Genomic DNA, 26160 nt, shown 5'->3' with positions numbered 1-26160 from the left:
CTGATTGTCGCAGGGTTGAACTTGCCAAGGTGTTGGCAAAAGTCTAGATCAGGCAGCGAAAAATGCAGTAAACAAAGCGTTCATGGCAGATATGGAATCAGTACTCATACTTTGGTCGAGTCGTCGAAAAGCAACGTCTGCAGGGGCCACGCTGCGCCAGCAGGCCCCGATTGGACCGTTCAACACCTATTCCGGCCAAGGGCTGGCGCTGCTGTAGAACACGGCCAGCCATACTGTCGCGATGCCCGGCGCGGTCCATTCCACGCGGTGGCGATAATGCGCCGGTATATCGAGGCAGTCGCCGGGCTGCAGCAGCCGCGTATGGTTTTCATGCTCGAAGCGTAGGCCCGCGGCACCGCTCAGCAGCACGATCCACTCACCTTCGGCCTGGTCGTACCAGTACCCTGGCGGGCTGGATTGGCCGCTGGAAACAATGCGCTCGATGCGCACACCGGGGCGGCTGAGCAGTTCGTCGACGCGCTCGGCAGCGGTCGGGTCGCAGGGCGGCAGGGTGTTCAGCATGTTGAAGGGGGCCATCTGAAATCTCGTCAAAGGGAGGTGCTTCCACTATGGACGTGATTGCGGGGGCGCGCGCTTCTTGACCATCCCAGCGGTTTGTAGGACTGTTCCGAGCTTTAAAAGACGGAAGACACATGGACAAGCTGCTGGCCATGAAGATGTTCGCGGCGACGGTCGATGCCCAGGGGTTTTCCGCGGCCGCGCGCACGCTTGGCGTGGCGACCTCGTCGGTGACCCGCCTGGTCGATGCACTGGAGGCCGAGTTGGGGGCCACCTTGTTAAACCGCTCGACGCGCCAGGTCAGCCTGACCGAGGCGGGCGCCCGTTACTACGCGCGGGCCCGGGGCATTTTCGAAGCGCTGGATGAAGCCGATGCCAGTGTCGCTGACAGGGGCGAAGAACCGGTCGGTGTACTGCGGCTGTGCCTGCCGGTGGAGTTCGGCCGGCGGGTGATTGCGCCGCACCTGGGGCCCTTTCTGGCCAAACACCCGGCACTTGAGCTGGACATCGACCTGAGCGACCGCCTGGACGACTTGCTCGATGGCCGTTACGACCTGTCGATCCGGCTGGGCGACCCTGCGCCCAATGACGAACTGGTGTGCCGCCCACTGGGCCGGTTCGAGCGTTGGCTGGTGGCCAGCCCGGGCTACCTGGCCGGGCGCGCAGCACTGGAGCACCCGCAGCAATTGCTGGAGCACGCCTGCCTGCGTTTTCGCTATGGGCAGAAGGCGCGCCCCTGGTGCATGACGCGGGGCCAGGAGGTGTTGGAACTGGACGTGAGCGGGCCGTTGCGCAGCGCCAACGCCGACCTGTTGCGCGAAACCGCGTTGGCCGGCAGCGGCATTGCCCTGCTGGCCGACTGGCTGGTGCGTGAGGACGTGGCCGATGGCACGCTGCAGCGCGTGTTCGGCGACTGGCAGGTCAGCCCCGGCACTGCCAATGACCGGATCAACGCGCTGTACTTGCCCAACCATCGCGGGTCGCGCCGCGTGAACGCCTTCATCACCTTTTGCGAAGGCCTGTTGGCGCACTGAGCCGCCAGCGTTGCGCAGGGTGCAAAGCCCTGTTGCGCGCTGGCCGGATTCTCGCCTGCGGCACGTCTGGGTAAGGTGTGTGGCATATTCCGTCCCTTCTCGAGGAACATCGCATGAACCCCTCCCTAGCCGCAGAGCAGCCGTCGGCCACTGGCCTGAGCCGGGCCTTGGTGACCCTGCTGGCGTTCTGCTGCGGCGCCATCGTTGCCAATATCTACTATGCCCAGCCCATCGTTGGGCTGATCGCCCCCGACCTGGGCCTGTCCACTGAACGGGCCAGCCTGATCGTTTCCCTGACCCAGCTGGGCTATGCCCTGGGCCTGCTGTTACTGGTACCGCTGGCCGACCTGCTGGAAAACCGCCGCCTGATGATCGCTACCGCAGTGCTGGCCTGCGTCAGCCTGTTGTTGGCTGGCACCAGCAGCAGTGGCCAAGGGCAGCTGTTTCTGGGCTATGCGCTGTTGATCGGGTTCAGTTCGGTCGCGGTGCAGATGCTGATCCCCCTGGCCGCGCACCTGGCCCCTGAACAACAGCGTGGCCGGGTGGTCGGCAACATCATGGGGGGGCTGCTGTTGGGCATTCTGCTGGCGCGGCCGGTGTCGAGCCTGGTAGCCGATCACTTCGGCTGGCGCACCGTGTTCATCGGCGCGGCGGGCGTGATGCTGGCAATCATCCTGTTGTTGGCGTTGACCCTGCCACGCCGAGTGCCGGAGCACAACGCCAGCTATGCCGGGCTGATGCTGTCGCTGGTCGCGTTGCTGCGCCGTTATCCAGTGCTGCGTCAACGGTCGCTGTACCAGGCGTTGATGTTCGCTGCGTTCAGCTTGTACTGGACGGCTGTACCTCTGGCGTTGGCGGGGGCGCATGGCCTGTCGCAGAGCCAGATCGCGCTGTTCGCCCTGGTAGGGGCGGTAGGGGCCGTGGCCGCGCCCATCGCCGGCCGCCTGGCCGATGCCGGGCATGCCCGTGCAGGCTCCCTGGTGGCCTTGGTACTGGCGCCTGTGGCGCTACTGGTCGGGCTGACGGCACCGGGCTTCAGCGTGATCGGCCTTGGGCTGACCGGTGTGTTGCTGGACTTCGCGGTGCAGATGAACATGGTGATTGGCCAGCGCGAAGTCTATGCGCTGGACCCTGCAAGCCGCGGGCGCCTGAACGCGGTGTACATGACCAGTATCTTCCTGGGAGGGGCGCTGGGTTCGTCGGTGGCCAGTGCCGTATTTGCCCAGTATGGGTGGCAGGGGGTTGCGCTGGTGGGTGCCGGGCTGCCGGGTTTGGCGCTGTTGGTGTTCCTCCTGCAAGGGCGCCGCGGCTGAGCTGAATCAGCGCCCCAGTGGCAACGCCACGCCGATCACTGCGAACAAGCTGCCACAGCAGCGGTTGAACCCTTTGCCACCCTTGGCCAACCAGGGCCGGATGCGAAACGCCAAACGCGCGAGCCCGTATTCGACCAGGAACTCCACGCTGGCAAAGGTCGCCGCCATCACCACGAACTGCATCAACAGCCCCCGCTGCGGGTCGAGGAACTGCGGCAGAAACGCACCGTAGAACAGCAACACCTTGGGGTTGGCCATGGCCGACAGCAGGCCCTGACGAAACAGGCCCGCATTGCCCAGGCTGCGGGCCCGCTGCGTCACTTCAAGGTGCAGCGCCGGGCTGCGCCACAGCTGGATACCCAGCCAGACCAGGTAAGCGCCGCCCACCCATTTAAGTATGCCAAGCACTGCTGCAGAGGTTTGCAGCAGGGCACTGAGGCCGAACATCGCCAGGGCGATCAAGGCACTGAAGCCAACTACCCCGCCAACGATGGTGAACAGCGTACGGCGTGCGCCATACAGCGCGCCGTGGGTCAACGCGAGCAAGCTGTTGGGGCCTGGAGTCAGCGACAGGCCGATGCTGGCCAGCAGGTAGATAAGCCAGGTGTCGAGTGCCATGGGGGAGTGCCTGATAGGATTGGAGAACGCCAGTCTAGGGCACAACGCGTTTTTTCAAAGGTATGATCTAGACATTCGATGGTCTGATCTGGACGCGCTCCCATGCCCCCTGATATCCGCCTGCTGATCCTGCCCCTGCCGGCGTTTGCCCTGCTGCCGTTCGGTGCATTTCTCGACAAGCTGCGTTTCAGCGCCGATGACGAAGACTACAGCCAGCAGCGCTATTGCAGCTGGACCCTGGCAGGCTTGACCCTCGACCCGGTGCCCGCGAGCAGTGGTGCGGTGGTGCAGGTGGAAGCCATTGCCGAACAGCTCGACATGGCCCATTACGACTACCTGGTGCTGTTCGGCGGCCGCAACGCCATGGCCACCGCTGAACTGGCACCGCGCTACAAGGCGTTGCTGAAGCGGGCTGCCAAGGCGGGTGTGAAGCTGGTGGCCGTCGACAACGCCGCCTTCCTCTTGGCCGCTTGCGGCCTGTTGGATGGGCATGACGTAGTGGTCCATTGGCGGCATGAAGCCGAGTTTCGAGCGACGTTCCCTCATCTGAAGGTACTGCGCGACCAGCTCTATCACATTCAAGGTGGGCGCATTACCTGCGCGGGAGGGACCGCGGCAATCGACCTGGCGGTAGAACTGCTGTCGCGTGCCTGTGGCCGGGCTCGGGCGCTGAAGGGCTTGGCCGACATGTTGGTGGACGAGACGCGCGACAGCCGCCATGCCTTGCGTTCGTTGGAGCCGGGGGGAGGGCACGGCCGAGCGGTGCAGCGTGCCCTGGCGTTGATGCGGCATCACCTGGGTTCACCGTTGTCGATCGAGCAACTGGCGGCAGAGCTTTGCATCAGCCGGCGTCAGCTGGATCGTCAATTCCAGGCCAGCCACGGGATGAGCGCCAAGGCCTGGTGGCTGGAGATGCGCTTGCAGCAAGCGCGTTGGCGGTTGCTCAATTCCAGCCACGGCCTGGCGCAGATTGCCGATGAAGTGGGGTTGGGGGATGCCAGCCACCTGGGTAAATGCGTGCGGCGGCGCTTTGGTTGTACGGCACTGCAACTGCGCGAGGGTGCCGCTGTTGCCTGAGCGGCCGCATCGCCCGCCCAGGCTGTTCTGGCTTTTACTGCGGTGTGCCAAACATCCCCGTCCAGTAGATCCCTGCATCACTCTTCGGGTCGACAGCATAGGCCGCCCCTAGCTCGCGAAAATCCGGGTTCATCAGGGTCGCGCAATGCCCAGGGCTGGCCAGCCAGCCGTCGACCACCTTATGCGCGGTGTCGCGGCCTGCAGCGATGTTCTCGCCGATCTGCTGATACAAGTAACCGGCCAGCTCGGCCCGATCGCCAGGGGTGCGGCCGTCGCGGTCGATATGGTCGAAAAAGTTCTGGTTGGCCATGGCCCGCGTATGGTTGGCGGCAACGCCGGCCAATACGGTGCTCCAGCTCAGCGCGGGCGCGGCGGCAAACGGCTGGCCGCCGCATTGGCGTGGCAGCTTGCGCGCCGCGTTGATTTCTTGCAGCACCTTCTGTCCTTCAGCCTGCCAATCCCCCAGGCGGCTGCTGAGCAGGGGGCGGGCAAGGACGATGCGCCAGTCGCGGCCTTCTTGGCTGACACCGATGTCGACGAACTGCGGGTCGAGCACCACCTGGCAGAAGCTTTCCTCGATGGCATGCATGGCCGCGCGCGCATCGCGCGGGCCCGAGAGGCTGATGGCCTGCACGTTGACCATCGGGTAGGCCGCGCGGGACATGGCCTGTTGCAAGTCGCGGGTGCCCTCGGGCGACAGCGCCAGGCGGGTGTCGCTGTTGAGTGGCGGCAGCTCCAGCGACGCCTCGCCACCACAGGGCTGGGCCTTGCTGCGGTAGACGTTGATCGATTCGATCAGTTGCGCCTCCTCGCCGGTGACGGCCAAGGCCCCGGTCGAGACGACCAGGCCCAGCGACAAGGCGGCAACAGATGACAGGACGCGCATGTGAATCTCCCTATGACTGGCAGCGTCGGGGTAAGCGCTGCTCATCCTACACAAGCACAGGGTTTTTGGCCCAGTCCCGTGCAAAGCAATACAAACGACGGCAATCGTTGCAGGCGGCATAAGAGGAAGTAGACCACTGGGCGCGCAAAAAGTGCGATCACTTGTTAATTATTCGTAACTTCAGCTGGAAACAATTCGCAATCGCGATTAATTTATGCCCTCCACCCCACGTTGCCAGGAAGGCTTCCATCCGATACCCAGGAGCCTTTCATGGCACGACCCCGTCATTATCAATCGACCTTTCTCGCTGTCTGCTGTTCCGTTGCGGTTACTGCACAGGCGGCTGATGGCGTGATCCAGCTGGATGCCACTGCTATCGACGCCGAGTCTGCCAAGGTCAAGGGCGAACTCCCGCAAGCCTTTGCCGGTGGGCAGGTCGCGCGGGGCGGGCAGATGGGCGTGCTGGGCAATCAGGACATGATGGACGTGCCGTTCACCATGACCAGCTACACCGCGCAATTGATCGAGGACCAGCAGGCCGAGGATATCGGCGATGTGCTGCTCAACGACCCGTCCGTGCGCCAGTCGTTTGGCTTCGGCAACCAGTCGCAGGTTTTCGTCATCCGCGGGTTGCCACTCAGCGGTGATGATGTGGCGTTCAATGGCCTGTATGGCGTGTTGCCCAGGCAGATGATCTCAACCGATGCGGTAGAGCGGGTCGAGGTATTCAAGGGGCCTAACGCCTTCCTTAACGGCGCCAGCCCGACCGGAACCGGCCTGGGTGGTAACGTCAACCTGCAGCCCAAGCGTGCCGGTGATGTACCCACGCGTCGCTACACCCAAGACATCAGCAGCGACGGCCGCGTTGGCGAACACCTGGACATCGGCCAGCGTTTCGGTGAGGACAACCGCTTTGGCGTGCGCCTGAACCTGTCGCAACGTGAAGGCGAAACCGCAGTCGACGACCAGGATCAACGCAGCAAGCTGTTCATTGCCGGCCTTGACTACCGGGGCGACAACTTCCGCCTGTCTACCGACTTCGGCTACCAGAAGCAGCGCGTCAACCACCTGCGTAACTCGGTGCGCCTGGGGGCCGGCCTCACCGATATCCCACGCGCGCCAGATGCCGACCACAACTATGGCCAGGACTGGGCCTGGACTGAAACCGAAGACACGTTCGGCATGGCCCGGGGCGACTACGACTTCAACGACAATTGGAGCGGCTACCTGGCCGGTGGCGTCAAGCACACCCATGAGAACGGCTTCTACGGCACGCCGATCCTGACCAACGCCGCCACGGGCGACGCCACCATCGCCGGTTCGAAAATCCCCCACAATGAAGACAACACCACCTTCATGGGAGGCATCAACGGCCGCGTGCAGACCGGCCCGGTCAGCCATCAGCTGAACATCGGTGCGGCCAGCATCTGGACCCAGCAAGAAAATGCGTTCGTCTTCTACAACGCGCAGGCCACCAACCTCTATCACACTGATCCGTTGCCCAAGCCCACCACCCCAACCTTTACCGGTGGCAAGTTGGATGACCCTGGGGTGACCGGCAAGACGCGCAACCGCAGCATTGCCGTGTCCGATACGCTGGGCCTGTTCGACGATAGCCTGCTGGTCACGGTAGGGGTGAGGCGCCAGCAATTGCGGGTCGAAGGGTATGCCTATGACGGCGAGGGCGCGGACCTTGGGCGCAACGCGTTCTACGACGAGTCGGTGACCACGCCTGTCTACGGCATCGTCTACAAGCTCAACCCGTCGATCTCGCTGTATGCCAACCGCATCGAGGGCCTGGCGCAGGGCGCGACGGCGTCGGGGCAGGTCATCAACGCCGGGGAAGTGTTCCCACCCGCCAAGACCAAACAGATGGAGGCAGGGGTCAAGCTCGACTACCAGACCTTCGGTGCCAACCTGGCGCTGTTCCGTATCGAGCGGCCCACCGATGGCTTTGTTCAGGGCAATGTATTCGTCCAGGACGGCGAGCAGGTAAACAAGGGTATCGAGCTGAGCGTGTTCGGCGAGCCGCTGCAGGGGCTGCGCCTGATGGCCGGCGGCACCCGTATGGACACAGAACTGAAAAACACCCAGAACGGTACCAATGATGGCAACCATGCGGTCGGTGTTCCGACCTTCCAGCTCAACGCCAGCGTCGACTGGGACGTGCCTGGCCTGCAAGGCGTAGCACTTAATGCCCGCATGCTGCGCACCGGTGGCCAGTACGCCAACCCGGCCAACACGCTCACCCTGCCAACCTGGAACCGCTTCGATGTAGGCGCACGTTACCGGTTCAAGGTGCAGCAGAAAGAGGTCACCTTGCGGGTGAACGTGGAGAACCTCACCGACAAGAACTATTGGGCCTCGGCCAACGGCGGCTACCTGACCCAAGGCGACCCGCGCCTGGTCAAGTTCTCCGGCTCGATAGACTTCTGACGCTCACTGTAGGAGCAGCCTTGTGCTGCGAAGAGGCCGGTGAAAGCACAGTGAATCTTCGCTGCTTTCACCGGCCTCTTCGCAGCACAAGGCTGCTCCTACACCCACACACCCACACACCCACACACCCACACACCCACACACCCACACACCCACACACCCACACACCCAAACACCCACACACCCACACACCCACACACCCACACACCCACACACCCACACACCCAAACACCCACACACGTCAGCGGGCCAGCGCCTGGTTAGGCTTGTAGAACAGAAAATGCGTGGTCTCGGCGGTCTTGCGGTAGGCCTTGGCCCAATCCGGGTGCACATTGCGGTCGTGGAAGTACAGCGCACCGTCGGTAGGGTCCTTGAGCTGCTGGTTGAGCGCCTTGCGCGCGATTTCTTTGGCGATGTCGTAACGCTGCGCTTCCTCGACCTGGTCCGAGCGCCCGTCACACCACCAGGAAAACTGGCAGGCCTTGGTTTCCACGCCTTGTTTGACGACGCCACAAATGGTGTCCGGGAAGCCATCATGCCCCAGGCGGTTGAGCACGACACTGGCCACCGCCGTCATGTCCTTTTCGTTGGCCCCCTTGGCTTCCCAATAGATGGTGCGGGCCAGGCAGGTAATGCTGTCGTCCAGCGGCGATTGGCCTGCCGGGTCGACTGCTTTCACTTCGCCTGGGGTGATGGTTTCGGCCTTTTTCGGCGGCGGGGCGTCCTCGACCACTTTTTCTTCAAGGACTTCGGCCTTGTCCTCGGCGACCGCGGCCTTGGCCGTGTCTGCAGCGTGCAATGGGCCTGCAAGCAGGGCCGAGGTCAAGCCGATTACCATCCACGAGAGGCGCATGGCCGAGCTTCCGATCGCTGAGTTGATTCAGAGTCTAGCCAAGCGTAAGCATTAGCACCAAAGGAAGGGTTGCGGCGGCTACCACGGTCTGCAGAGCGATGATGGTGGCCATCAGCGGTGCGTTGCCGCCCATCTGCCGGGCCATCACATAGGACGAGGACGCCGTAGGCAAGGCCTGGAACAGCACGGCCACGACTGCCGCCTGCCCACCCAGGCCTAGCACACGGCACAGGCCCCAGGTAGTCAGTGGCATGACCAGGAACTTGAACGCCGAGGCGGCCATCAACGGGCGCACCTGGCGGCCGACGCTGGCACCGCCCAAGGCTGCGCCCACGCACAGCAGGCCCAAGGGCAGGGCGGCCTGGCCAAGCGCCTTGACCGTCGGTTCAAGCCCTGCCGGCAAGCCCAGCCCTGTGACCCGCAGCAGCAGGCCACCCGCGCAGCCAACGATCAGCGGGTTGGCGAAGATCGCCCGCAGTACCGTGGCCGGTGAGCTGTGGCGTGCGCTGAAACGGGCGAACACCAGTACGCACAGCAGGTTGACCAAGGGCACGATGGCGGCGTTGGCAACGGCCGCCAAGGCAATGCCAGCACTGCCATAGATGCCCGCCGCCAGGGTTGCGCCGATGTAGTTGTTGAAGCGAATGCCACCCTGGAACACCGAGGTGAAATCGGCACCGTCATGGTTCACCGCGCCTTGATACAGCACCAGCAGCAAGGCGCCGAGCAGGGTCGACAGCATCAGCACTGCGACCATGCCCAGTATCGGTACCCCGTCGAGGTTGGCGGTGGCCAGGCCATGCAGGAACAGCGACGGCAGCAGCACGTAATAGCTCAGGCGTTCGGCACCGGGCCAGAAGGTTTCGGCCAGAAAGCCGCGCACACGCAGAAAGGTGCCCAGGGCGATCAGCAGGATGATGGGTAGCAGTGTGGTCAGCAGTAAGTGGAGCATGGTCGGCGTTCCGTCGTCGGGTACCGCTACAGACTACGGGGGCGCTTTGGTTTGTAAAAACGTTGTTTTCTTCAGTGACCGTTGAGAATAACTGCACGGTTGCTGCGATTTAGGCGTCCAGGGCCGTCTTTAGCACCGCACTCAAGTGGCGCCGCTGGCTTTTCTCATGCTCCAGCAGCACCACCCGGCGCGTCAGTTGCGGCTCGCCAAACGGCAGGCAGGTCGCCGGCGGCAAGCGCTGCAGGTCCGCGTCGGCCATGGGGATGATGGCCACGCCCAGGCCCATCACCGCCATGCTGGCCAGGGCTTCCTGGCTGTCCAGCTCCATTTGTTCGCTGACTTGCAGGTGCTGGCGGCGCAGCTCTTGTTCGATTTGCCGTCCGGCCCAGGCGCGTTTGTCGAAGCGCAGAAACGGTTGGCTGGCCAGCAGCTCGGGCACGCTCTGGCCAGCCAGGTCGGGGCTGGCAATGGCCCAGAAGCGGTCAGCGAACAGGGGCGTGAAGACCAGGCTCTGCGGGTAAGGGCTGACCGGCTCGGTGGTGATCGCTGCATCGAGTTCGCCGTCTTCGACGCGCCGGGCCAATTCCGCCGACATGCCCGACGCGACACTGATGTGCAACTGCGGGTGGTGGGTCTTGATCCACAGCAGGGCTTTGGGCAAGCGCCGGGCCAGCACCGTGTGGATCGCCCCCAGGCGCAAGCGGCCACGCAGGCTCGGGCCACTGGCCAAGGCATCGGCCAGCTCGTCATAGGCGCCGAGGATGCTCTCGGCGCGCGCGACCGCCAACTGCCCGGCTTCGGTCAGCACGACTTGCCGTCGGCTGCGGTCGAACAGGGTGACCTGCAGTTCGTCTTCGAGGGTCTTGATGTGCAGGCTCACGGCCGAAGGGGTGAGGCTGAGCAGGTCGGCGGCACGGGCGAAGGTGCCGTGGCGGGCGATGGTCACCAGGGTGCGCAGGGCTTTGAGGGACACGCGAAGGGGCTCCAGGGCTGAGCGGGCAGGCGTGCATTGTCAGTGCGGGGCCGGTCGCCGGCAAGCCGGCATCTGCGTACTTCAACGCCCCGTGCGCCCATACGCCTGGCTGATGCGGTCAATCACCATGGCCAGCGCCACGATCGCCAACCCCGCCTCGACGCCCTGGCCGACGTTAAGGGTCTGGATCCCTGCCAGCACATCCTCACCCAGCCCGCGGGCGCCAATCATCGAAGCCACCACCACCATCGACAACGCCATCATCACCGACTGGTTGAGCCCGGCCATGATACTGGGCAGGGCCAGTGGCAGGGCGATGCGACGTAGCCGCTGCCAGCGGCTGGCACCCAGGCCGTGCGCAGCCTGCAACAAGGACGGGTCGATCTGCCGCAAGCCCAGTTCGGTCAGCCGCACCAGTGGCGGCAAGGCGTAGATCAGGGTGGCGAACACCGCCGGCACCTTGCCCAGGCCAAACAGCATCAGCACCGGGATCAGGTAGACGAAGGCCGGGAGTGTCTGCATCACATCCAGCACCGGCAGCAGTAGCCGTCGAGCCAGCGGGCGGGACGCCAGCAGAATGCCCAGCGGCACGCCGACCATCACGCACAAGCCCGTGCTGATCAGGACCAAGGCCAAGGTTTGCAACAGCTTGTCCCACAGCCCGAGCACGCCGATCAAGGCCAGCAGGGCCACCATCATCAGGCTGCGCAACAGGCTGCGGCTGGCATGCCAGGCGAGCAGCCCGACCACCAGCAACAGCGCCCACCAAGGCAACAGGCGCAGCAGGTTTTCCAGGCCCACCAGCAGTTGCAGCAGTTGATCCGAGAGGCTGCGCAAGTGGTCGCCGTAGTTCAACACCAGCCAGTCGACCAGTTGGTTGACGCGGCCCGCGAAGGAAAATTGCAGGGCTTCGGGAAAGCCGCCGCTCATAGGCTGCCCTCGACCTTGGCTGCGACCTGCGCAGGCAACCAGGCTTTCCACACATCGCGGTTATCGCGCAAAAAGGCGAGGGCAGCCTGGTTGGGCTGGATACGCTTTTCGCTCATCTCGGCCAGGGCGCTGTTGAGCCGATCGATCGGCAGGTCGACTTTTTCGAACACCGCCACCAGGTCCGGGTAGCCTTCTTTGAACGCCTTGGAAACGCCAATCGACAATTTGGCTGGCAGTGACTGGCTACCTTGCGGGTTGGGGTTGCTGGCATCTGTCAGGGTGGCCCAGGCCTTTTCATTGAAGGGCGGCTCTTGCAAGCGGATCAGCTTGTAGCGCCCCATGAGCGGGGTCGGGTTCCAGTAATAGAACAGTACTGGCTGGCCGCGACGGATGGACGAGCTGATTTCGGCATCCAGCGCTGCGCCAGAGCCACTGCGGAAGTTGTTGTACAGCGCATCCAGCCCATAGGCCTTGAGTTTCTGGCTGTTGACCGTCTCGGACGTCCAGCCACTGGGGCTGTTGAGGAAGCGCCCTTTGTCCGGCATTTCAGGGTCGCTGAACACCTTGGGGTAACGCTTGAGGTCGTCGACACTGTGCAGGTCCGGTGCCAAGGGCTTGAGGTTGCGCGACGGGTCGCCCTGGATCACGTAGGCTGGCACCCACCAGCCTTCTTCAGCGTGCTTGACCGTGTCGCCAAGGGCAAACACCTGCCCAGCCTGCTCGGCCTTGATCCACGCGGGGCTGCGCCCGGCCCATTCCTCGGCGATCACCTGCAGGTCGTTGCGGGCCAAGGCCACTTCCATGCTCACGGTGCTGCCGGGCAGTGTGTCGGTGGGGTAGCCGTAACCACGCTCGACGATCAGGCGCAGGATCTCGGTGGTCAGTGCACCGCTTTCCCAACCAATTGCGCCAAAGTGAATCGGCGCGTTGCGTTCCGCTGAGGCGGCGCTGTCGGTGCTGGCCAAGCCAAAAGCCAGCAGCAGGCCGGCCAGCAGCGTTGGAATTCTTTTCATCGGGGCCTCCTCGGTAGCCGCTGAGTCAGTGCCGGCAAGTGTAGACGACCCCTTTGCCTGCTTTGCCTGGCGGGAGGCAGGGAAGGCGCTCTCTCTGTGCCCCGTGGCGCGCGGTTGCAAGAGTGTGCGTTGCCATTTCGGCAGCACACTTGGCCCACGGCGCGAGGCATTCCTGATGACCCTTGATTTGAGTTTCGTCTATTACCGCAACTTCTGTTTCGATGGAAAATTTCACGTTCGGTGCATGGGTGCAGACCTGCACAAGGTCAGCCGTATTCGCTACGAGCTGGAGCGGGCCGGGCCTGAGGGTGCGGTGTCGTTCAGAGGGGTTTCGGTACAGTCCGATGTACACACTGGCCGCTTGGGGGACCATGGATGCCCGGCCACGTTGATCGCCGAAGAAGCGTCAGGTGTCTATAGCATCCGGCCAAGAGTCGTCCTGTTGGATGAACATGCCCGGGCCATGAACCGGCCTACCGGCGCTGCCGGGATCATTGACTTGCCGCCCTTGGTGCTCGAGATCAAGGCCGAGGAGTTGAACCGACGCGTGCTCGAAAAAATACCGCTGCCGTCCGCGGGCGGGCGGGGCAAGCGTGAGGTGGGCCAGAGCAGCCGCGAATACGAACCTCGTGAGCAGTTCGCGCAAGGCCTTGCGGCGGTGGCGCCAGGTGCCGCGTACCCCACGCTGGTTATCGCGTTCGAAGCGGGTGGCTACCAACGGCTGATTGATGATCTGCAGCCCGATTCAGGCTCGGTACTGGTTCGTTATTGGCCGAATCTGAATACCGTGGTTACCCCCCGGCCTGTTCTGGATGAGCAGGAGCAGCATGACGATCGGCTTCAGGCATTACGCACGTTCTGCTATCTGGAGCAGCCGCCGAGCATGCTCAACGACACTTACCTTGCACTGCTCAAGACCCTGGCCGCGCTGGAGTACGTACAGTCCATGCACTTTCTGCAAGCCAGCGCCCAGCCAAACCTGATTTTGCTTGGCGCGGCGGCGGCGGTAGCCACGCTGTTGACCGGCGCCGCCGTGGTGGCGGGCAATCGAGCCCACGAAAATGCCCAGCCCACGCCCGACTTCGAACCTCGCCAGCATTACCTCGATGCACCAGGCCCAAGATGGAAAGGGCTGAACGTGCGCAAGGCCTGGGCCGGGGGGGTAACTGGGCGAGGCGCGCGGATCCATTTCAGTGACGGCGGGTTGTTTGCGGAACACGAGGACCTGCGGGGCAACCCTGACCTGAAGATCGTATCGCTAGCGCCCAACGACGATCCCAAGCACGGGACTGCCTCTGTGGGGATCATCCTGGCAACGCGCAATGGGTTTGGGGCAACGGGGGTCAGTCACGACAGCGAATTGTACCTGTACCACAACCGCTCGAAGGATATTCACGGTAACAATCAGGTGCTCAAAGACCTGCTGCGCAACGTGGAACCCGGGGATATTGTCGCCATCAATCGTCAATCCGCCAACCCCGCAGTATTGAGCACCCTGCTGCCGTCCGTGCACGACAAGGCCTGGTGGACAGTGATGCAGCAACTGACCCAGCGCGGCGCTGTGGTGGTCAACGCGGCGGCCAATGGCAGCAGCAAGACCCTGGCGCAACAAGGGACTCAAGCCAACCAGGGCGTCGACCTTGCCAATTGGCCCTACTTCGACGACTACGGCGACGCCGGAGTCATCTTGATTGGCGCGTGCCAATCGTACAGCGGCAAGCCCCACACGTACTCCAACTACCGCTACCGCCATCGCATGCTCAACGCCTGGGGCGACAGTGTGGTGACCCTGTCCAGAGGCGACTTGCAGGACCTGCCGGGTGAAAACAGGGACTACTCCGAGAACTACGCCGGCACCTCCAGTGCAACCCCCATGGTGACAGGCGCCCTGAGCCTGATCCAGTCGTATGCCATGGAGCACCATCACGTCTACCTGAATGCCGACCAGATGCACCTGCTGGTCATGGCGTCCGGGTATGAAGACGCCACCGAGTCGGGTACCGATGTACTGCCGATGGGGGCCAGGCCCAACGTGCACGGTGCGTTGGTCATGCTCGATCGCATACTCGGCAACGGCCGCTTCGAACCTTGAGGTGAGGCCGGCAAGCGCCGGCCTCTAACGCATCAGACGCGGAATTGATCCATCAGCGCCTGTTGTTGATTGGCCAGGCTGTTGAGCGACTGGCTGACCCGAGCCGACTCGTTGGCTTGCCCTGACAGCGATTCAGTGACATCGCGAATGGTTGCGACATTGCTGTTGATCTCTTCGGCCACCGCGCTTTGTTCTTCGGCGGCCGAAGCGATCTGCAGGTTCATGTCGGTGATCACCGTCACTGCCTGGCCGATGCGCTGCAGTGCAGTAACGGCCTGGCCGACCTGCTCCACGCCACCCTGGGCCTGGCGATGGCTGTTGTCCATGGCACCGACCACTTCGCGGGTACCGGCCTGCAAGGCCTCGATCACCTGGCGGGTTTCTTCCACCGACTCCTGGGTGCGCCGGGCGAGGTTGCGCACTTCATCGGCGACCACGGCAAAGCCACGGCCGGCCTCACCGGCGCGGGCGGCTTCGATTGCAGCGTTGAGTGCCAACAGGTTGGTCTGCTCTGCAATCGAGCGGATCACTTCCAGCACCGAGCCGATTTTTTCGCTGTTCTGCGCCAGGCCCTCGACTTCGGCCATGGCGTTGTTCATGTCGGCGGCCAAGGCATCGATGCTGTGGGTGGTGCGGTCGATCACGGCCAGGCCCTCGCGGGTGGCCTGGTCGGCCTCGCGCGCTGCCTGCGCAGCCTGGGCAGCGCTGCGGGCAACGTCCTGGGCGGTGGCGCTCATTTCGTGCGAGGCGGTCGCCACCTGGTCAACCTGGCGGTACTGCTGCTCCATGCCAGCGCTGGTCTCGCTGGCGATCGCCGAGGACTGGTCAGCCGTGCCACGGGCGGCCTGCACCGAACGTTTGACCTCGGCAATGGTGGGCTGCAGCTTGTCGAGGAAGCGGTTGAACCAACCGGCCAACTCGCCCAGTTCGTCCTGCTTCTGGTAGGTCAGGCGGCGGGTCAGGTCACCTTCGCCACTGGCGATGTCCTTGAGCATCGCTGCCACGCCCAGAATCGGCCGGGTCACACCACGCGCCATCAGCCACACCAGCAGCAGGCCTGCGATTGCAGCGGCCAGGCCCAGGCCCAGCTCCAGCAAGGTGCCACTGGTGTTCAGTGCATCGAGTTCCTGTTTCAACGTTTCGGCGGGCCCGGTCAGGGCGTTTTCCGGCACGTCCAGAAGCACGCCCCAGGGCTGGGCGCCGGGGATCGGCTCGAAAGCCGCCAACACCTTGAGGCGTTGCTGGTCGTGCAGGATGCTCAGCTTGCCCTCGGCCAGCTTGCGCACCAGTTCGGCGCCCTTGGCCGTGTCGACCTGGTCGAAGCGCTGGGCCAGCTTGCCGGCATCGGCGCTGTAACCGGCCAACAGGCCCACCGGGCTGAGAATGCCCACGGTGGTGCGGCCTTCGTACAGGCTGCGGCTGGCATTCTGGGTCAAGGCCTGCAGGCTGTTGAGGTTGATGTCGATCGACAGGGTGGCGATCACCTTGCCGTTGACGGCCAGGGGGAAGACGATGCTGGTCATCAGCACCCGCTGGCCATCGATGTCATAGAAGTAGGGCTCCACCACGCAGACCTTGCCGCTGCTGCGCGGGCACACCCACCACGTGTTGGCGGGCTGGCCGCTGGGGCCGACCTCGGTGTTGGCCATGTCATGTTCAGGCAGGGCCATGGCGGTCAGCTGGCCGGCACGTGGTTGCGACCAGTACAGCGCGAAACGCCCGGTTTCGTTGCTGCCCAGCTCTGGCTTGGCAGTGAACAAGTTGTCCTTGTGGTCCAGGGCGTTGGGCTCGAACACCAGCGACATGCCGAGCAGGTCGGGGTTGGCCTGCAATGCGGCGCGCACTTGGCGGGTCATGTCCTCGCGCAGGTCGTAGGCGTCGAGGAAGCGCTTTTCAGCCTGCTCGCGCAGGAACAGCACCTGGCGGGCAAAGCCGGCGCCGTACTGATAGGCGTCCATGAATTGACGGCGAATGTTCAAGGCTTGCACTTCACCTTGCGACTCGATGCGCCCCTGGGCCGCATCGGTGAGCATCTGCATGCTGCTCGCCTTGACCAGGTCCGAGCTGTGGTCCATGCGGTACAGCGAAAGGCCGACGAGCAGGGTGACGATGCCGGCCAGGCACAGACCGGCGAGCAGGGTGATCTTCCACTGGATGGAAAGTTGTCGCAAAGGCATGGGGCGAATCCCTTGTAATAGTTCTGGCTGTCGACTGTGTCGGCCATCGCGCTTTTTTCTTTATTCAAACGTTCAATTTAAATTAAGGCGGGGCTGAGTAATGCGCCGCAACATGGCGCTTTTGACATCTGCCGCCCACTGCTTCAGAGTGCGCGCTTTTTTTCTGTCCTTATGAGGTAAGCCAACCATGAATGCAGTGATCGCCGCGGTCGGCATCATGCTGATACTCAGCCTGTCGCGGGTACACGTGGTCATCGCCCTGATCATTGGTGCCTTGGTCGGCGGCCTGGTCGGCGGCTTGGGCATCGAGGGCACGCTGAAGGCCTTCAATGGCGGGCTGGGTGGCGGCGCCACCGTGGCATTGTCGTATGCGCTGCTGGGCGCCTTTGCCGTGGCCATCGCCAAGTCAGGGCTGGCGCACGCCCTGGCCGATCGGGCCTTGGCCATGATCGACCGCCAGGGCCATGCCAATGGCGGCAAGGTGAAGTGGATGATGATCGGCCTGATGCTGGTGGTGGCGGTGTCGTCGCAAAACATCCTGCCCATCCACATCGCCTTCATCCCGCTGCTGGTGCCGCCGCTGCTGTATGTGTTGACGCGTCTGCGCATCGACCGTCGACTGATAGCTTGCGTGATCACCTTTGGCCTGATCACCCCGTACATGTTTCTGCCGGTGGGCTTTGGCAACATCTTCCTCAACGAGATCCTGCTGGCCAACGTCGCCCGCGCCGGGGTCGATGTGAGCGGCGTCAATGTCACCCATGCCATGGCCATTCCGGCGGCGGGCATGCTCGCCGGCCTGTTGCTGGCGGTGTTCTTCAGCTACCGCAAGAAGCGCGACTACGACCTGGCGCGTATCGAGCAGGTCGAGCAGGTCAGCGTGCAATATAACCCGTTGACCCTGATGGTCGCTGGCCTGGCGATCGCGGCGGCGTTTATCGTGCAGCTGTTGCTGGACTCGATGATCATTGGCGCCATGGTCGGGTTCCTGATCTTCTCGCTGTCGGGCATCGTGCGCTGGAAAGACACTGACGACCTGTTCACCGAAGGCATGAAGATGATGGCCATGATCGGCTTCATCATGATTGCCGCGTCGGGTTTTGCCGACGTGATGAAGGCCACCGGCGAGGTCAAGAGCCTGGTAGAGACATCGGCGCAGTGGATCGACCACAGCAAGGGCGTCGGCGCCTTGCTCATGCTGCTGGTGGGGTTGCTGGTGACCATGGGCATCGGCTCGTCGTTCTCCACCGTGCCGATTCTGGCGGCGATCTTCGTGCCGCTGTGCGTGCAACTGGGCTTCGACCCCGTGGCCACGGTGTGCATCGTGGGTACCGCCGGGGCATTGGGGGATGCAGGTTCGCCCGCGTCGGACTCGACCTTGGGCCCGACCTCGGGCTTGAACGTGGACGGCCAGCACCACCACATCTGGGACACGGTGGTGCCGACCTTCATCCACTACAACCTGCCGCTGCTGGCGTTTGGCTGGTTGGCGGCGATGACGCTGTAAGGCGGGGGAGGGCGTCAGCCCTTGTCGGGCGGCGGCGAGATCCTGTTGAGGACTGTGCTGCCGTCCTTGCTGCGGGTCAGGTAGACCGGCAGCACCTTGGGCAGGTTGTTGACCAGGCGCCCGACTTCGCGGGTGTTATAGATGCCGCTGATGCGGATCCGCCCGGTGCTGGCATCGGCCAGCAGCAGCGGGGCGTCGAGGTAGCGGTTGATCACCGGCAACGCCTGTTCCAGGCTCAGGTTATCGAGCACCAGCTTGCCATTGCGCCAAGCCAGGGCATTGCCGTAATCGTCGCTTTGCGCCAGTTGCGGCTCGAAATCGCCCTTGTGATAGCTGGCCTGCATCCCAGGGCCTAGGCGGTAGCCACCGGCACTGCCGTCGCTGGACACCAGCACCGAACCCTCCACCAAGGTGACCTTGACCTGGTCCTGGTACTTCCAGACGTTGAACTGGGTGCCGGTTACCCGGGTCTGGCCGCGGCCAGCGTGGACGATGAAGGGGTGCGCACTGTCGTGCTGGACCTTGAAGAACGCCTCGCCGCGCTTGAGGGTAACCTGGCGCTGGTCCTTGAAGTTGAGGTATGTCAGCTCGGTATTGAGGTTGAGCTGCACCGTGCTGCCGTCGCTCAGCTCTACTGTCTGCATCCGGTCGCTGGCTTCGAAGTGCTGGTAATGGTTGGGCAGCCAACCTTGTTCCCAGCCCATCCAGCCTGCCAACGGCAGTACCGCCAGGGCGATGGCAGCAGCCGAGGCCAGCGGGCGCCAGTTGCGAACGCGTGCGGCCTGGCGTGACGGCGGGTTGAAATCGACCACGGTCGCGTTGCGTGGCAGCAGGTCGGCGGTCTGCCAGATTTCCAGCATCGCCTGGTATTCCTCGGCGTGCCGTGGGTCAGCCGCCAGCCAGCGGGCGAACGCCTCGCGCTCTGCCGCCGTGCAATCATCGGCGTGCAGGCGCATGCACCAATGCGCGGCGGCGTCGGTAATGGCATCGTCTGGGCTGGGATTGAGGCGGTCGTGATTCATTGCGGCTCCGGGTTTTGCGCATTCTACCCTTGCTAGAGGGTTCCCGAGAACCGAGGTAATGGCGAATGACTATCAGTTGTGCCGGTTTTTCGTCGGATTTGCAATGGAATTTCAGCGTTTGAGAACCCTTCGCGGGCAGTGCCGGGGGGCGCTTTACGCCCCCACGCTGATCAGAACTGTTCCGCAGTCAACCCGTACAGGCTCGCGCTGCCGGCCTGGATACTGGCTTCCAGCCCCAGGCTGCGTGGCAACACGCGCTGGAAGAAGAACGCTGCACACGCCAGTTTCGCCTCATGGAAGGCCGGGTCTTGTTCGCGCTTGGCCTGCGCCACGGCGGCCATGCGCGCCCACATGTAGGCGTAGGCGGTGAGGCCGAACAGGTGCAAATACTCCACGGCCACGCTGCTGACCAGGTTGGCGTCCTGGCTTGCGCGTGCCCGCAGCCAGGCGCTGGTGGCTTCCAGACGCGCAACACTGGCTTGCAGGGCTTCGCGGTACAGTGGCGCGGCAACGCTGAAGGCGCGCACCTCGGCGGTGAAACTGGCCAGCGCCTGGCCACCGTCTGCCAGCACCTTGCGCCCGAGCAGGTCGAGGGCCTGGATGCCGTTGGTGCCCTCATAGATCTGTGCGATACGCACGTCGCGCACGCGTTGTTCCTGGCCCCATTCGCGGATGTAGCCATGGCCGCCATACACCTGCTGGCCGAGCACGCAGCTTTCCAGGCCATTGTCAGTGAAAAACGCCTTGGCCACGGGCGTCAGCAGTGCCACCAGACGCTGGGCATGTTCGCGTTCTCCGGCGTCTTCGGCGTAGCGGGCCAGGTCCAGCTGTTGCCCCACGTAGGCCGCAAAGGCCCGGCCACCCTCGGTAAGCGTGCGCATGGTCAGCAGCATGCGCCGCACATCGCCATGCTGGATGATCGGGTCGGCCACCTTGTCCTTCGCCTGCGGGCCCGTGGCGGCACGGCTTTGCAGGCGTTCGTTGGCGTAGCGTGCGGCGCTCTGGTACGACGCTTCGGCGCAGCCGATACCCTGGATGCCAATGGACAGCCGCTCGTAGTTCATCATGGTGAACATGGCCGCCAGGCCCTTGTTCGCATCGCCGACCAGGTGGCCGATGGCGCCATCGAAGTTCATCACGCAGGTGGCCGAGGCCTTGATGCCCATCTTGTGCTCGATCGACCCGCACTGCACGGCGTTGCGTTCGCCCAGGCTGCCATCGGCATTGACGTGGTACTTGGGCACCAGGAATAGCGAGATGCCTTTAGCCCCCGCCGGTGCGTCCGGCAACTTGGCCAACACCAGGTGGACGATGTTTTCGGTCAGGTCCTGCTCGCCGCCGGTGATGAAAATCTTGCTGCCACTGATGCGGTATCTGCCATCGGCCTTGGGTTCTGCGCGGGTGCGGATCAACCCCAGGTCAGTGCCGGCGTGGGGTTCGGTCAGGCACATGGTGCCGGCCCAACGGCCTTCATAGAGCGGCGGCAGGTAGCTGGCCTTGAGTGTTTCGCTAGCGTGGGCATCGATTGCCAGGCAACTGCCGGCACTCAAGGCCGAATACAGGCTGAAACTGCAGTCGGCGGCGTAGAGCATTTCTTCGAACAGTACGCCCAGCATCTTCGGCATGCCCATGCCGCCATGCTCAGGGTTGCCGCCCAGGCCAACCCAGCCACCTTCCCGGTAGGTGCGCCAGGCGTCGCGAAAGCCATCTGGGGTGGTGACCTGGCCGGCTTCGAAGTGCACACCCTGCTCGTCACCGTTGCGGCTGAGCGGGGCGATCAGCTGGCTGGTGACCTTGGCCGCTTCTTCGAGGATGGCATCGGCGGTGTCGGCGTCGATGCGCTCGGCCAGGGCGGGCAGGCGTGCCCACAGGGCAGGGCCCTGCAACACATCGTGGAGGATGAAGCGCATGTCGCGCAGTGGGGCGGTGTAGTGGGGCATCGTCGGCTCGAAGAAGTGAGTTATAGGTTGTCTGGCGGGCCTCTTCGCGGGTAAACCCGCCACCGGTTTAATGCAGTTCCCAAGAACGGCGCTGTTCTTGTGGGAGCGGGTTTACCCGCGAAGAGGCAGTTACAGCCTTAAAGGGCTTTGGCGCGGTCGCGCAGGACGTACTTCTGGATCTTGCCGGTGGAGGTCTTGGGCAGCTCGCCAAAAATCACGGTCTTCGGCACTTTGAACCCGGCCAGGTGCTCACGGCACCAGTTGGTGATGTCGGCTTCGCGGGTGTCTTCCCGGCCAGGCTTGAGTGCCACGAAGGCGCAGGGCGTCTCGCCCCATTTGTCGTCGGGGCGCGCCACCACGGCGGCTTCCAGCACCGCTGGGTGTTTGTAGAGGGCGTCTTCGACTTCGATGGTGGAGATGTTTTCGCCACCGGAAATGATGATGTCCTTAAGCCGGTCCTTGATCTCGACATAGCCATCGGCATGCCAGACTGCCAGGTCGCCAGTGTGGAACCAGCCGCCGCGGAAGGCTTCGGCCGTGGCCTCAGGGTTTTTCAGGTAACCCTTCATCACCGTGTTGCCGCGCATGAAGATCTCGCCCAGGGTGTTGCCGTCGCGCGGCACCGGGGCGAGGGTTTGCGGGTCGGCGACCATGAGGCCGTCGAGCGTCGGGTAGCGCACGCCCTGGCGGGACTTGATGCGCGCGCGCGCTTCCAGCGGCAGCGCGTCCCATTCCTCGTGCCAGGCGCAGACCGTCACCGGGCCGTATACCTCGGTCAGGCCGTAGGTGTGGGTCACCTGGATGCCCATTTCTTCCACCGCGCCAATCACCTTGGCGGGTGGCGCGGCGCCTGCGACCATGGCCTGCACCGGGTGCTCGATGGCAGCTTTGGCGGCCTCAGGCATGTTGACCAGGGCGTTGAGCACGATGGGCGCGCCGCACAGATGGGTGACCCGGTGTTCGCGGATCAGGGTGAGGATCTTTTGCGGGTCGACCCGGCGCAGGAACACGTGGGTCCCGGCCAAGGCGGTGATGGTCCAGGGGTAGCACCAGCCGTTGCAGTGGAACATGGGCAGGGTCCACAGGTACACCGGGCGGTGGCCCATGGCCCAAGTCATCTGGTTGCCCAGCGCGTTGAGGTAGGCACCGCGATGGTGGTAGACCACGCCCTTGGGGTTGCCGGTGGTGCCGGAGGTGTAGTTGAGCGAAATGGCCTGCCATTCGTCATCGGGCCATTCCCAGGCAAATTCCGGGTCGCCCTCGGCCAGCAGGGCTTCGTAGTCAAGCGCGCTGACCGCGCGGCCTTCGCCGTACTCCGGGTCATCGACGTCGACCACCAGGGGCGGGTGTTCGAGCAAGGCCAGGGCGGCTTCGATGACCGTGTGGAACTCGCGATCGGTGATCAGCACCTTGGCCTCGCCGTGCTGCAGCATGAAGGCGATGGCTTCGGCGTCCAGGCGAACGTTGAGGGTGTTGAGCACCGCACCGGTCATGGGCACGCCGAAGTGCGCTTCGAGCATGGCCGGGGTGTTTGGCAGCATCACCGCGACCGTGTCCCCACGGCCGATGCCGCGCCCCACCAGGGCACTGGCCAGGCGCCGGCAGCGTTGGTAGGTTTCCTGCCAGTTGCGGCGGATGGCGCCATGGATGACAGCCGGGTAGTTACCGTACACCGCAGCGGTGCGTTCGATGAAGCTCAATGGGGTGAGGGCGACATGGTTGACGGCAGCGGGCATCAGGCCCTGGGCATAGATCGACATGCGGTAATCCTGTAGGGGAGGCAAGCGCAGCCTGTGCGCGTGACCCCCGGTGGCTGATTGTTAGCTCTGTTCAGGGTGTGGAAAAGCGTACGGTTGGCCGCTTTCTCCTGTCGCAGTTTTACGCGAGTCGCTATGGTAGATGGAATATCGACTATAGCAATATAGTAAAACTACTATAACAACGAGTTGCACGCCGTGGACAAGACCCTGTCTCCCTTGCTCGCCAAAGACCCACAGCCCAGCCTGTTGCTGGCCGCCGATGCCAGGCCGCTGGCTACCAACCCGGCCTTGCAGGCCTTATTGCAGGAAGGCCCGCCGCTGGCGGCCTGGCTACCGGCCAACTGCGCCGCGCTGGTGCGGGCCTGCCTGCGGCAGCACCGGGCAATTGCCGACGTGGAAGTACAGGTTGGCGAGCGCATCGTGCTGTGGACCTTTATCCCTGACGACCAGGGCCAGCAGGTACTTGGCCGCTGCCGTGACGCCAGCACCGAACGCCAGGGTGCACGCGAAGCCAGCCGCGCCCGGCGCTTGTACCGTTTGATCATCGAGAACACCACGGACCTGATCTCCCGGCACAGCCCTGACGGGCGCTTCCTCGACGCCTCGCCGGCGGCCTTCCGCCTGTTGGGCCGATGGCCCGAGCAACTGCGGGGCATGGCCGTGCGGACCTTGCTGCACCCGCGTGAACGCCGCCAGGTGCTGGCCCAGGCTGCTGCTGCCCTGGACCAGGACGGCTACCACACCATGACCTGCCGGGTGCGCCAGGCGGCGGGCGGCTACCGCTGGTTCGAGATCGCCAGCCGCGCCATCCGCGAGACCTACACCGGGGCAGTGGTGGAAATCGTCAGTGTCTCCCGGGATATCACCCTGCGCATCGAGGCCCAAGAAAGCCTGGCCCACAGCGCGCGGCTGGCCACTTTGGGCGAGCTGGCCTCGGGCATCGCCCACGAGATCAATCAGCCGTTGGCGGCGGTGGTCAACTATGCCAACGCCAGCCAGCGTTACCTGCAAGGCCTGGAGCGCGACCCGCAGGCGCGTGAGCGGGTCGGGCAGGGGCTGCAGCGCATCACCGAGCAGGCTACCCACGCCGCGCAGGTGATCCGCCGGCTACGTGTGTTCCTGCGTAAAGGGCCCCGCCGGCTGCAAGCGCTCGACATGCTCGATGTGGCCAATGAAGCCATGCGCCTGTGTTCCTGGGAGGCGGCGCGTGACCAGGTCAGCATCGAACTGCGCATGAGCGCGCAATTGCCGGCGGTGTATGCCGACCGGGTGTTGCTGGAGCAGGTGCTGCTGAACCTGCTGCGCAATGCCATCGATGCCAATCGCGAACAGCAGGGCGAACGGCCCTCACGTATCCTGCTGGGCGCCGTGCGCGAAGGCGACGGCGTGTTGGTCGAGGTGACGGACCAAGGGCCGGGCGTGGCGGCCGAGCGCCTGGATGAAATCTTTACCCCGTTCACCACCAGCAAGGCTGATGGCCTGGGGCTGGGCCTGAGCATGAGCCGCAGCCTCATCGAAGGCTTTGGTGGCAGCTTATGGGCACGTGCGGGGGCGAACGGTGGGTTGGTGTTGTGCTGCCGCTTGGCAGTGAGCAGGGAATAACGGGAGGTCAGGGTGCAAGCGAAGGTGTATGTGGTCGACGACGACCAGGGCATGCGTGATTCCACGGTCTGGCTGCTGCAGTCGGTGGGGCTCGAGGCCCTGTCGTTTGCCGGTGGGCAGGCGTTTCTGGATGCGTGCATCGATGACGGGCCGGCCTGTGTGCTGTTGGATGTGCGCATGCCTGGGCTGGGCGGGCTGGCGGTGCAGCAGTTGATGAAGGAACGGGGCCTGGACCTCCCGGTGATCTTTGTCAGTGGCCATGCCGACGTGCCGATCGTGGTTAGGGCGTTCAAGGCCGGTGCCTGCGATTTCATCGAGAAACCCTACAGCGACCAGTTGCTGCTCGACAGTGTGCAGGCGGCATTGGAGCGGGCAGGGCGCGCGCGTCAGGGCGACCAGGCATTGGCCCAGGTTCAGGCGCGGGTCGATGGCCTGACGCCACGGGAGCGCGATGTGTTCGTGCCGTTGGCCCAGGGCTTGAACAACCGCGAGATCGCCGAGCGCCTCGGGGTTAGCGTGAAGACCGTTGACCTGTACCGGGGGCGGGTGATGAAACGGCTGCAAGCAGGAAGCCTGGCGGAACTGGTAGGCATGGCGATCGCTTGCGGCGCTGTGCCAGCGTTGGGTTTGGCACCTGAGCGGTGACCTAACAGAAATTTGATCTGGCAGGGACTTGTGGGAGCAACTGTCTTGTGGTGCTTGTGCCGGCCTCATCGCTGGCAAGCCAGCTCCCACAGGTTCCGCGCTGGCCTTGAGCACTGCACGGTCCCTGTGGGAGCCGGCTTGCCGGCGATCACCGACGAAGCCGGTGCCAGGCACCGCGGCGCCTGTATCGCTGGCAAGCCAGCTCCCATAAGGGTTGTGCCTTGTTCAAGAAAAGCGCGGCCAAATCATGAAATTTTGCATAGCACCCTAATCAAAGCTTTGACATTCACTGCCTAGGCAGTAATATTTTTAAACAATTACCCAGGCAGACTCCATGGCGCATTTCTCTCCAGAAAACTTCCAGACCTGTGCCATCGGCATGCTGCTGGGCCGCGCGGCGATCCTCAAGGACCGCATTCTCGACTGGCACCTCGAATCAGAGGGCGTCACCGCCGCGCAGTTCAAGGTGTTGATCATCGTCACCCAGTACCAGGTGGACACCCCGGCCGAGCTGTGCCGCTACCTGGGCCTGGACAGCGGTTCGATGACCCGCATGCTCGACCGCCTCGAGCAGAAGGGCCTGATCCTGCGCAACCGCTGCGCCGACGACCGACGCCAGGTGCGCCTGGCCTTGACCGCCGATGGCCAGCGCCTGGCGGACCGGCTGCCAGAAATCGGAGCGGCAGCGATGAACGAATTGTGCGGCGCACTGCAACCCGAAGAGCTCAAGACGCTCGAGCGCTTGTTGGCCAAGGTGCTGCTCAGCGCTGGCGACCCTTTGACGATCCGCCGCTTTGGCGATCGTTGACCC

21 protein-coding genes and 1 pseudogene are annotated in these 26160 nt (G+C 64.0%); 9 read left to right on the top strand and 13 right to left on the bottom strand.

Annotated elements, in window-relative coordinates:
* Positions 1 to 186 precede the first annotated feature (186 nt).
* Positions 187 to 537 carry a cupin domain-containing protein gene (locus tag AC5PZ0_RS13610; protein ID WP_099429107.1) on the bottom strand — a complete coding sequence of 117 codons (351 nt, stop codon included), beginning with the start codon at positions 535 to 537 and terminating at the stop codon, positions 187 to 189.
* A gap of 116 nt (positions 538 to 653) precedes the next feature.
* Between AC5PZ0_RS13610 and AC5PZ0_RS13605 the strand changes: the two genes are divergently transcribed.
* Together AC5PZ0_RS13605 and AC5PZ0_RS13600 are read left to right on the top strand one after the other, a co-directional pair.
* Positions 654 to 1553 carry a LysR family transcriptional regulator gene (locus tag AC5PZ0_RS13605; RefSeq protein WP_099429108.1) on the top strand — a complete coding sequence of 300 codons (900 nt, stop codon included), beginning with the start codon at positions 654 to 656 and terminating at the stop codon, positions 1551 to 1553.
* A 113-nt stretch (positions 1554 to 1666) separates the two neighbouring features.
* Positions 1667 to 2866 carry an MFS transporter gene (locus AC5PZ0_RS13600; RefSeq protein WP_099429109.1) on the top strand — a complete coding sequence of 400 codons (1200 nt, stop codon included), beginning with the start codon at positions 1667 to 1669 and terminating at the stop codon, positions 2864 to 2866.
* A 6-nt stretch (positions 2867 to 2872) separates the two neighbouring features.
* Here AC5PZ0_RS13600 and AC5PZ0_RS13595 read toward each other — a convergent pair whose 3' ends face one another.
* Positions 2873 to 3484 (bottom strand): LysE family translocator, encoded by a 612-nt coding sequence (locus AC5PZ0_RS13595; RefSeq protein WP_274886951.1) that lies wholly within the window; start codon positions 3482 to 3484, stop codon positions 2873 to 2875.
* A gap of 102 nt (positions 3485 to 3586) precedes the next feature.
* On the opposite strand from AC5PZ0_RS13595, the gene AC5PZ0_RS13590 reads away from it, so the two are divergent.
* Positions 3587 to 4561, top strand: a complete 975-nt coding sequence (locus AC5PZ0_RS13590; RefSeq protein WP_493855180.1) for a GlxA family transcriptional regulator — start codon at positions 3587 to 3589, stop codon at positions 4559 to 4561.
* 34 nt (positions 4562 to 4595) lie between these two features.
* On the opposite strand, the gene AC5PZ0_RS13585 is transcribed toward AC5PZ0_RS13590, so the two are convergent.
* Positions 4596 to 5447, bottom strand: a complete 852-nt coding sequence (locus AC5PZ0_RS13585; RefSeq protein WP_027593570.1) for a CAP domain-containing protein — start codon at positions 5445 to 5447, stop codon at positions 4596 to 4598.
* 270 nt (positions 5448 to 5717) lie between these two features.
* On the opposite strand from AC5PZ0_RS13585, the gene AC5PZ0_RS13580 reads away from it, so the two are divergent.
* Positions 5718 to 7883 carry a TonB-dependent receptor gene (locus AC5PZ0_RS13580; protein ID WP_493855179.1) on the top strand — a complete coding sequence of 722 codons (2166 nt, stop codon included), beginning with the start codon at positions 5718 to 5720 and terminating at the stop codon, positions 7881 to 7883.
* A gap of 241 nt (positions 7884 to 8124) precedes the next feature.
* On the opposite strand, the gene AC5PZ0_RS13575 is transcribed toward AC5PZ0_RS13580, so the two are convergent.
* The 5 genes from AC5PZ0_RS13575 to AC5PZ0_RS13555 all read right to left on the bottom strand — a co-directional run bounded on the left by AC5PZ0_RS13575 (position 8125) and on the right by AC5PZ0_RS13555 (position 12604).
* Positions 8125 to 8736 carry a cell wall hydrolase gene (locus tag AC5PZ0_RS13575; protein ID WP_099429114.1) on the bottom strand — a complete coding sequence of 204 codons (612 nt, stop codon included), beginning with the start codon at positions 8734 to 8736 and terminating at the stop codon, positions 8125 to 8127.
* A gap of 34 nt (positions 8737 to 8770) precedes the next feature.
* On the bottom strand, positions 8771 to 9688 hold the full coding sequence (locus AC5PZ0_RS13570; protein WP_085274272.1) for an AEC family transporter: 918 nt from the start codon (positions 9686 to 9688) through the stop codon (positions 8771 to 8773).
* Positions 9689 to 9797: 109 nt separating this feature from the next.
* Positions 9798 to 10661: a LysR family transcriptional regulator gene (locus AC5PZ0_RS13565; protein WP_085274271.1), complete on the bottom strand. Its 864-nt coding sequence runs from the start codon at positions 10659 to 10661 to the stop codon at positions 9798 to 9800.
* 81 nt (positions 10662 to 10742) lie between these two features.
* Positions 10743 to 11591, bottom strand: coding sequence for an ABC transporter permease (locus AC5PZ0_RS13560; protein ID WP_274886955.1), 849 nt, complete (start codon positions 11589 to 11591; stop codon positions 10743 to 10745).
* A complete protein-coding gene (locus AC5PZ0_RS13555) occupies positions 11588 to 12604 on the bottom strand; it encodes an ABC transporter substrate-binding protein (protein ID WP_493855178.1) in 1017 nt (338 codons plus the stop codon). Before AC5PZ0_RS13555 ends, AC5PZ0_RS13560 begins: the two co-directional genes overlap by 4 nt.
* Positions 12605 to 12779: 175 nt before the next feature.
* On the opposite strand from AC5PZ0_RS13555, the gene AC5PZ0_RS13550 reads away from it, so the two are divergent.
* Entirely contained in the window at positions 12780 to 14696 is a 1917-nt protein-coding gene (locus tag AC5PZ0_RS13550; protein WP_493855177.1) for a S8 family serine peptidase, read from the top strand.
* Positions 14697 to 14728: 32 nt separating this feature from the next.
* On the opposite strand, the gene AC5PZ0_RS13545 is transcribed toward AC5PZ0_RS13550, so the two are convergent.
* Positions 14729 to 15484: a methyl-accepting chemotaxis protein gene (locus AC5PZ0_RS13545; protein ID WP_371097434.1), complete on the bottom strand. Its 756-nt coding sequence runs from the start codon at positions 15482 to 15484 to the stop codon at positions 14729 to 14731.
* Positions 15485 to 15586: 102 nt separating this feature from the next.
* Positions 15587 to 16552, bottom strand: a pseudogene (locus AC5PZ0_RS13540) (methyl-accepting chemotaxis protein); the annotation flags it as partial.
* Positions 16553 to 17060: 508 nt separating this feature from the next.
* Here AC5PZ0_RS13540 and AC5PZ0_RS13535 point away from each other — a divergent pair.
* Entirely contained in the window at positions 17061 to 18380 is a 1320-nt protein-coding gene (locus AC5PZ0_RS13535) for a Na+/H+ antiporter family protein (protein ID WP_027593561.1), read from the top strand.
* 14 nt (positions 18381 to 18394) lie between these two features.
* On the opposite strand, the gene AC5PZ0_RS13530 is transcribed toward AC5PZ0_RS13535, so the two are convergent.
* From AC5PZ0_RS13530 to AC5PZ0_RS13520, 3 genes are all read right to left on the bottom strand, one after another.
* Positions 18395 to 19402 (bottom strand): FecR family protein, encoded by a 1008-nt coding sequence (locus AC5PZ0_RS13530; protein WP_274886961.1) that lies wholly within the window; start codon positions 19400 to 19402, stop codon positions 18395 to 18397.
* A 170-nt stretch (positions 19403 to 19572) separates the two neighbouring features.
* Entirely contained in the window at positions 19573 to 21342 is a 1770-nt protein-coding gene (locus AC5PZ0_RS13525; RefSeq protein WP_493855176.1) for an acyl-CoA dehydrogenase C-terminal domain-containing protein, read from the bottom strand.
* A gap of 137 nt (positions 21343 to 21479) precedes the next feature.
* On the bottom strand, positions 21480 to 23102 hold the full coding sequence (locus AC5PZ0_RS13520; RefSeq protein ID WP_085274263.1) for an acyl-CoA synthetase: 1623 nt from the start codon (positions 23100 to 23102) through the stop codon (positions 21480 to 21482).
* 195 nt (positions 23103 to 23297) lie between these two features.
* Here AC5PZ0_RS13520 and AC5PZ0_RS13515 point away from each other — a divergent pair, with 195 nt between their 5' ends.
* The 3 genes from AC5PZ0_RS13515 (at position 23298) to AC5PZ0_RS13505 (ending at position 26157) form a co-directional block, all read left to right on the top strand.
* Positions 23298 to 24704 carry a sensor histidine kinase gene (locus AC5PZ0_RS13515; protein ID WP_493855175.1) on the top strand — a complete coding sequence of 469 codons (1407 nt, stop codon included), beginning with the start codon at positions 23298 to 23300 and terminating at the stop codon, positions 24702 to 24704.
* 12 nt (positions 24705 to 24716) lie between these two features.
* Positions 24717 to 25349, top strand: a complete 633-nt coding sequence (locus AC5PZ0_RS13510; protein ID WP_027593556.1) for a response regulator transcription factor — start codon at positions 24717 to 24719, stop codon at positions 25347 to 25349.
* A gap of 334 nt (positions 25350 to 25683) precedes the next feature.
* Complete coding sequence (locus tag AC5PZ0_RS13505; RefSeq protein WP_099429125.1) at positions 25684 to 26157, top strand: MarR family winged helix-turn-helix transcriptional regulator; 474 nt, start codon at positions 25684 to 25686, stop codon at positions 26155 to 26157.
* The last annotated feature ends 3 nt before the right edge of the window (positions 26158 to 26160 follow it).

The sequence above is a fragment of the Pseudomonas sp. 5.2 genome (genome assembly GCF_059025405.1).
This window is presented reverse-complemented; position numbering and strand designations above follow the sequence as displayed.

Bases quoted from the DNA above. Each gene is read 5' to 3' on its own strand.
- AC5PZ0_RS13535 (WP_027593561.1), top strand. From the start codon at position 17,061: ATGAATGCAGTGATCGCCGCGGTCGGCATCATGCTGATACTCAGCCTG.
- AC5PZ0_RS13590 (WP_493855180.1), top strand. From the start codon at position 3,587: ATGCCCCCTGATATCCGCCTGCTGATCCTGCCCCTGCCGGCGTTTGCC.
- AC5PZ0_RS13600 (WP_099429109.1), top strand. From the start codon at position 1,667: ATGAACCCCTCCCTAGCCGCAGAGCAGCCGTCGGCCACTGGCCTGAGC.
- AC5PZ0_RS13530 (WP_274886961.1), bottom strand. From the start codon at position 19,402: ATGAATCACGACCGCCTCAATCCCAGCCCAGACGATGCCATTACCGAC.
- AC5PZ0_RS13545 (WP_371097434.1), bottom strand. From the start codon at position 15,484: ATGGAGCAGCAGTACCGCCAGGTTGACCAGGTGGCGACCGCCTCGCAC.
- AC5PZ0_RS13585 (WP_027593570.1), bottom strand. From the start codon at position 5,447: ATGCGCGTCCTGTCATCTGTTGCCGCCTTGTCGCTGGGCCTGGTCGTC.
- AC5PZ0_RS13555 (WP_493855178.1), bottom strand. From the start codon at position 12,604: ATGAAAAGAATTCCAACGCTGCTGGCCGGCCTGCTGCTGGCTTTTGGC.
- AC5PZ0_RS13520 (WP_085274263.1), bottom strand. From the start codon at position 23,102: ATGTCGATCTATGCCCAGGGCCTGATGCCCGCTGCCGTCAACCATGTC.
- AC5PZ0_RS13505 (WP_099429125.1), top strand. From the start codon at position 25,684: ATGGCGCATTTCTCTCCAGAAAACTTCCAGACCTGTGCCATCGGCATG.
- AC5PZ0_RS13575 (WP_099429114.1), bottom strand. From the start codon at position 8,736: ATGCGCCTCTCGTGGATGGTAATCGGCTTGACCTCGGCCCTGCTTGCA.
- AC5PZ0_RS13605 (WP_099429108.1), top strand. From the start codon at position 654: ATGGACAAGCTGCTGGCCATGAAGATGTTCGCGGCGACGGTCGATGCC.
- AC5PZ0_RS13580 (WP_493855179.1), top strand. From the start codon at position 5,718: ATGGCACGACCCCGTCATTATCAATCGACCTTTCTCGCTGTCTGCTGT.
- AC5PZ0_RS13525 (WP_493855176.1), bottom strand. From the start codon at position 21,342: ATGCCCCACTACACCGCCCCACTGCGCGACATGCGCTTCATCCTCCAC.
- AC5PZ0_RS13610 (WP_099429107.1), bottom strand. From the start codon at position 537: ATGGCCCCCTTCAACATGCTGAACACCCTGCCGCCCTGCGACCCGACC.
- AC5PZ0_RS13560 (WP_274886955.1), bottom strand. From the start codon at position 11,591: ATGAGCGGCGGCTTTCCCGAAGCCCTGCAATTTTCCTTCGCGGGCCGC.
- AC5PZ0_RS13570 (WP_085274272.1), bottom strand. From the start codon at position 9,688: ATGCTCCACTTACTGCTGACCACACTGCTACCCATCATCCTGCTGATC.
- AC5PZ0_RS13595 (WP_274886951.1), bottom strand. From the start codon at position 3,484: ATGGCACTCGACACCTGGCTTATCTACCTGCTGGCCAGCATCGGCCTG.
- AC5PZ0_RS13550 (WP_493855177.1), top strand. From the start codon at position 12,780: ATGACCCTTGATTTGAGTTTCGTCTATTACCGCAACTTCTGTTTCGAT.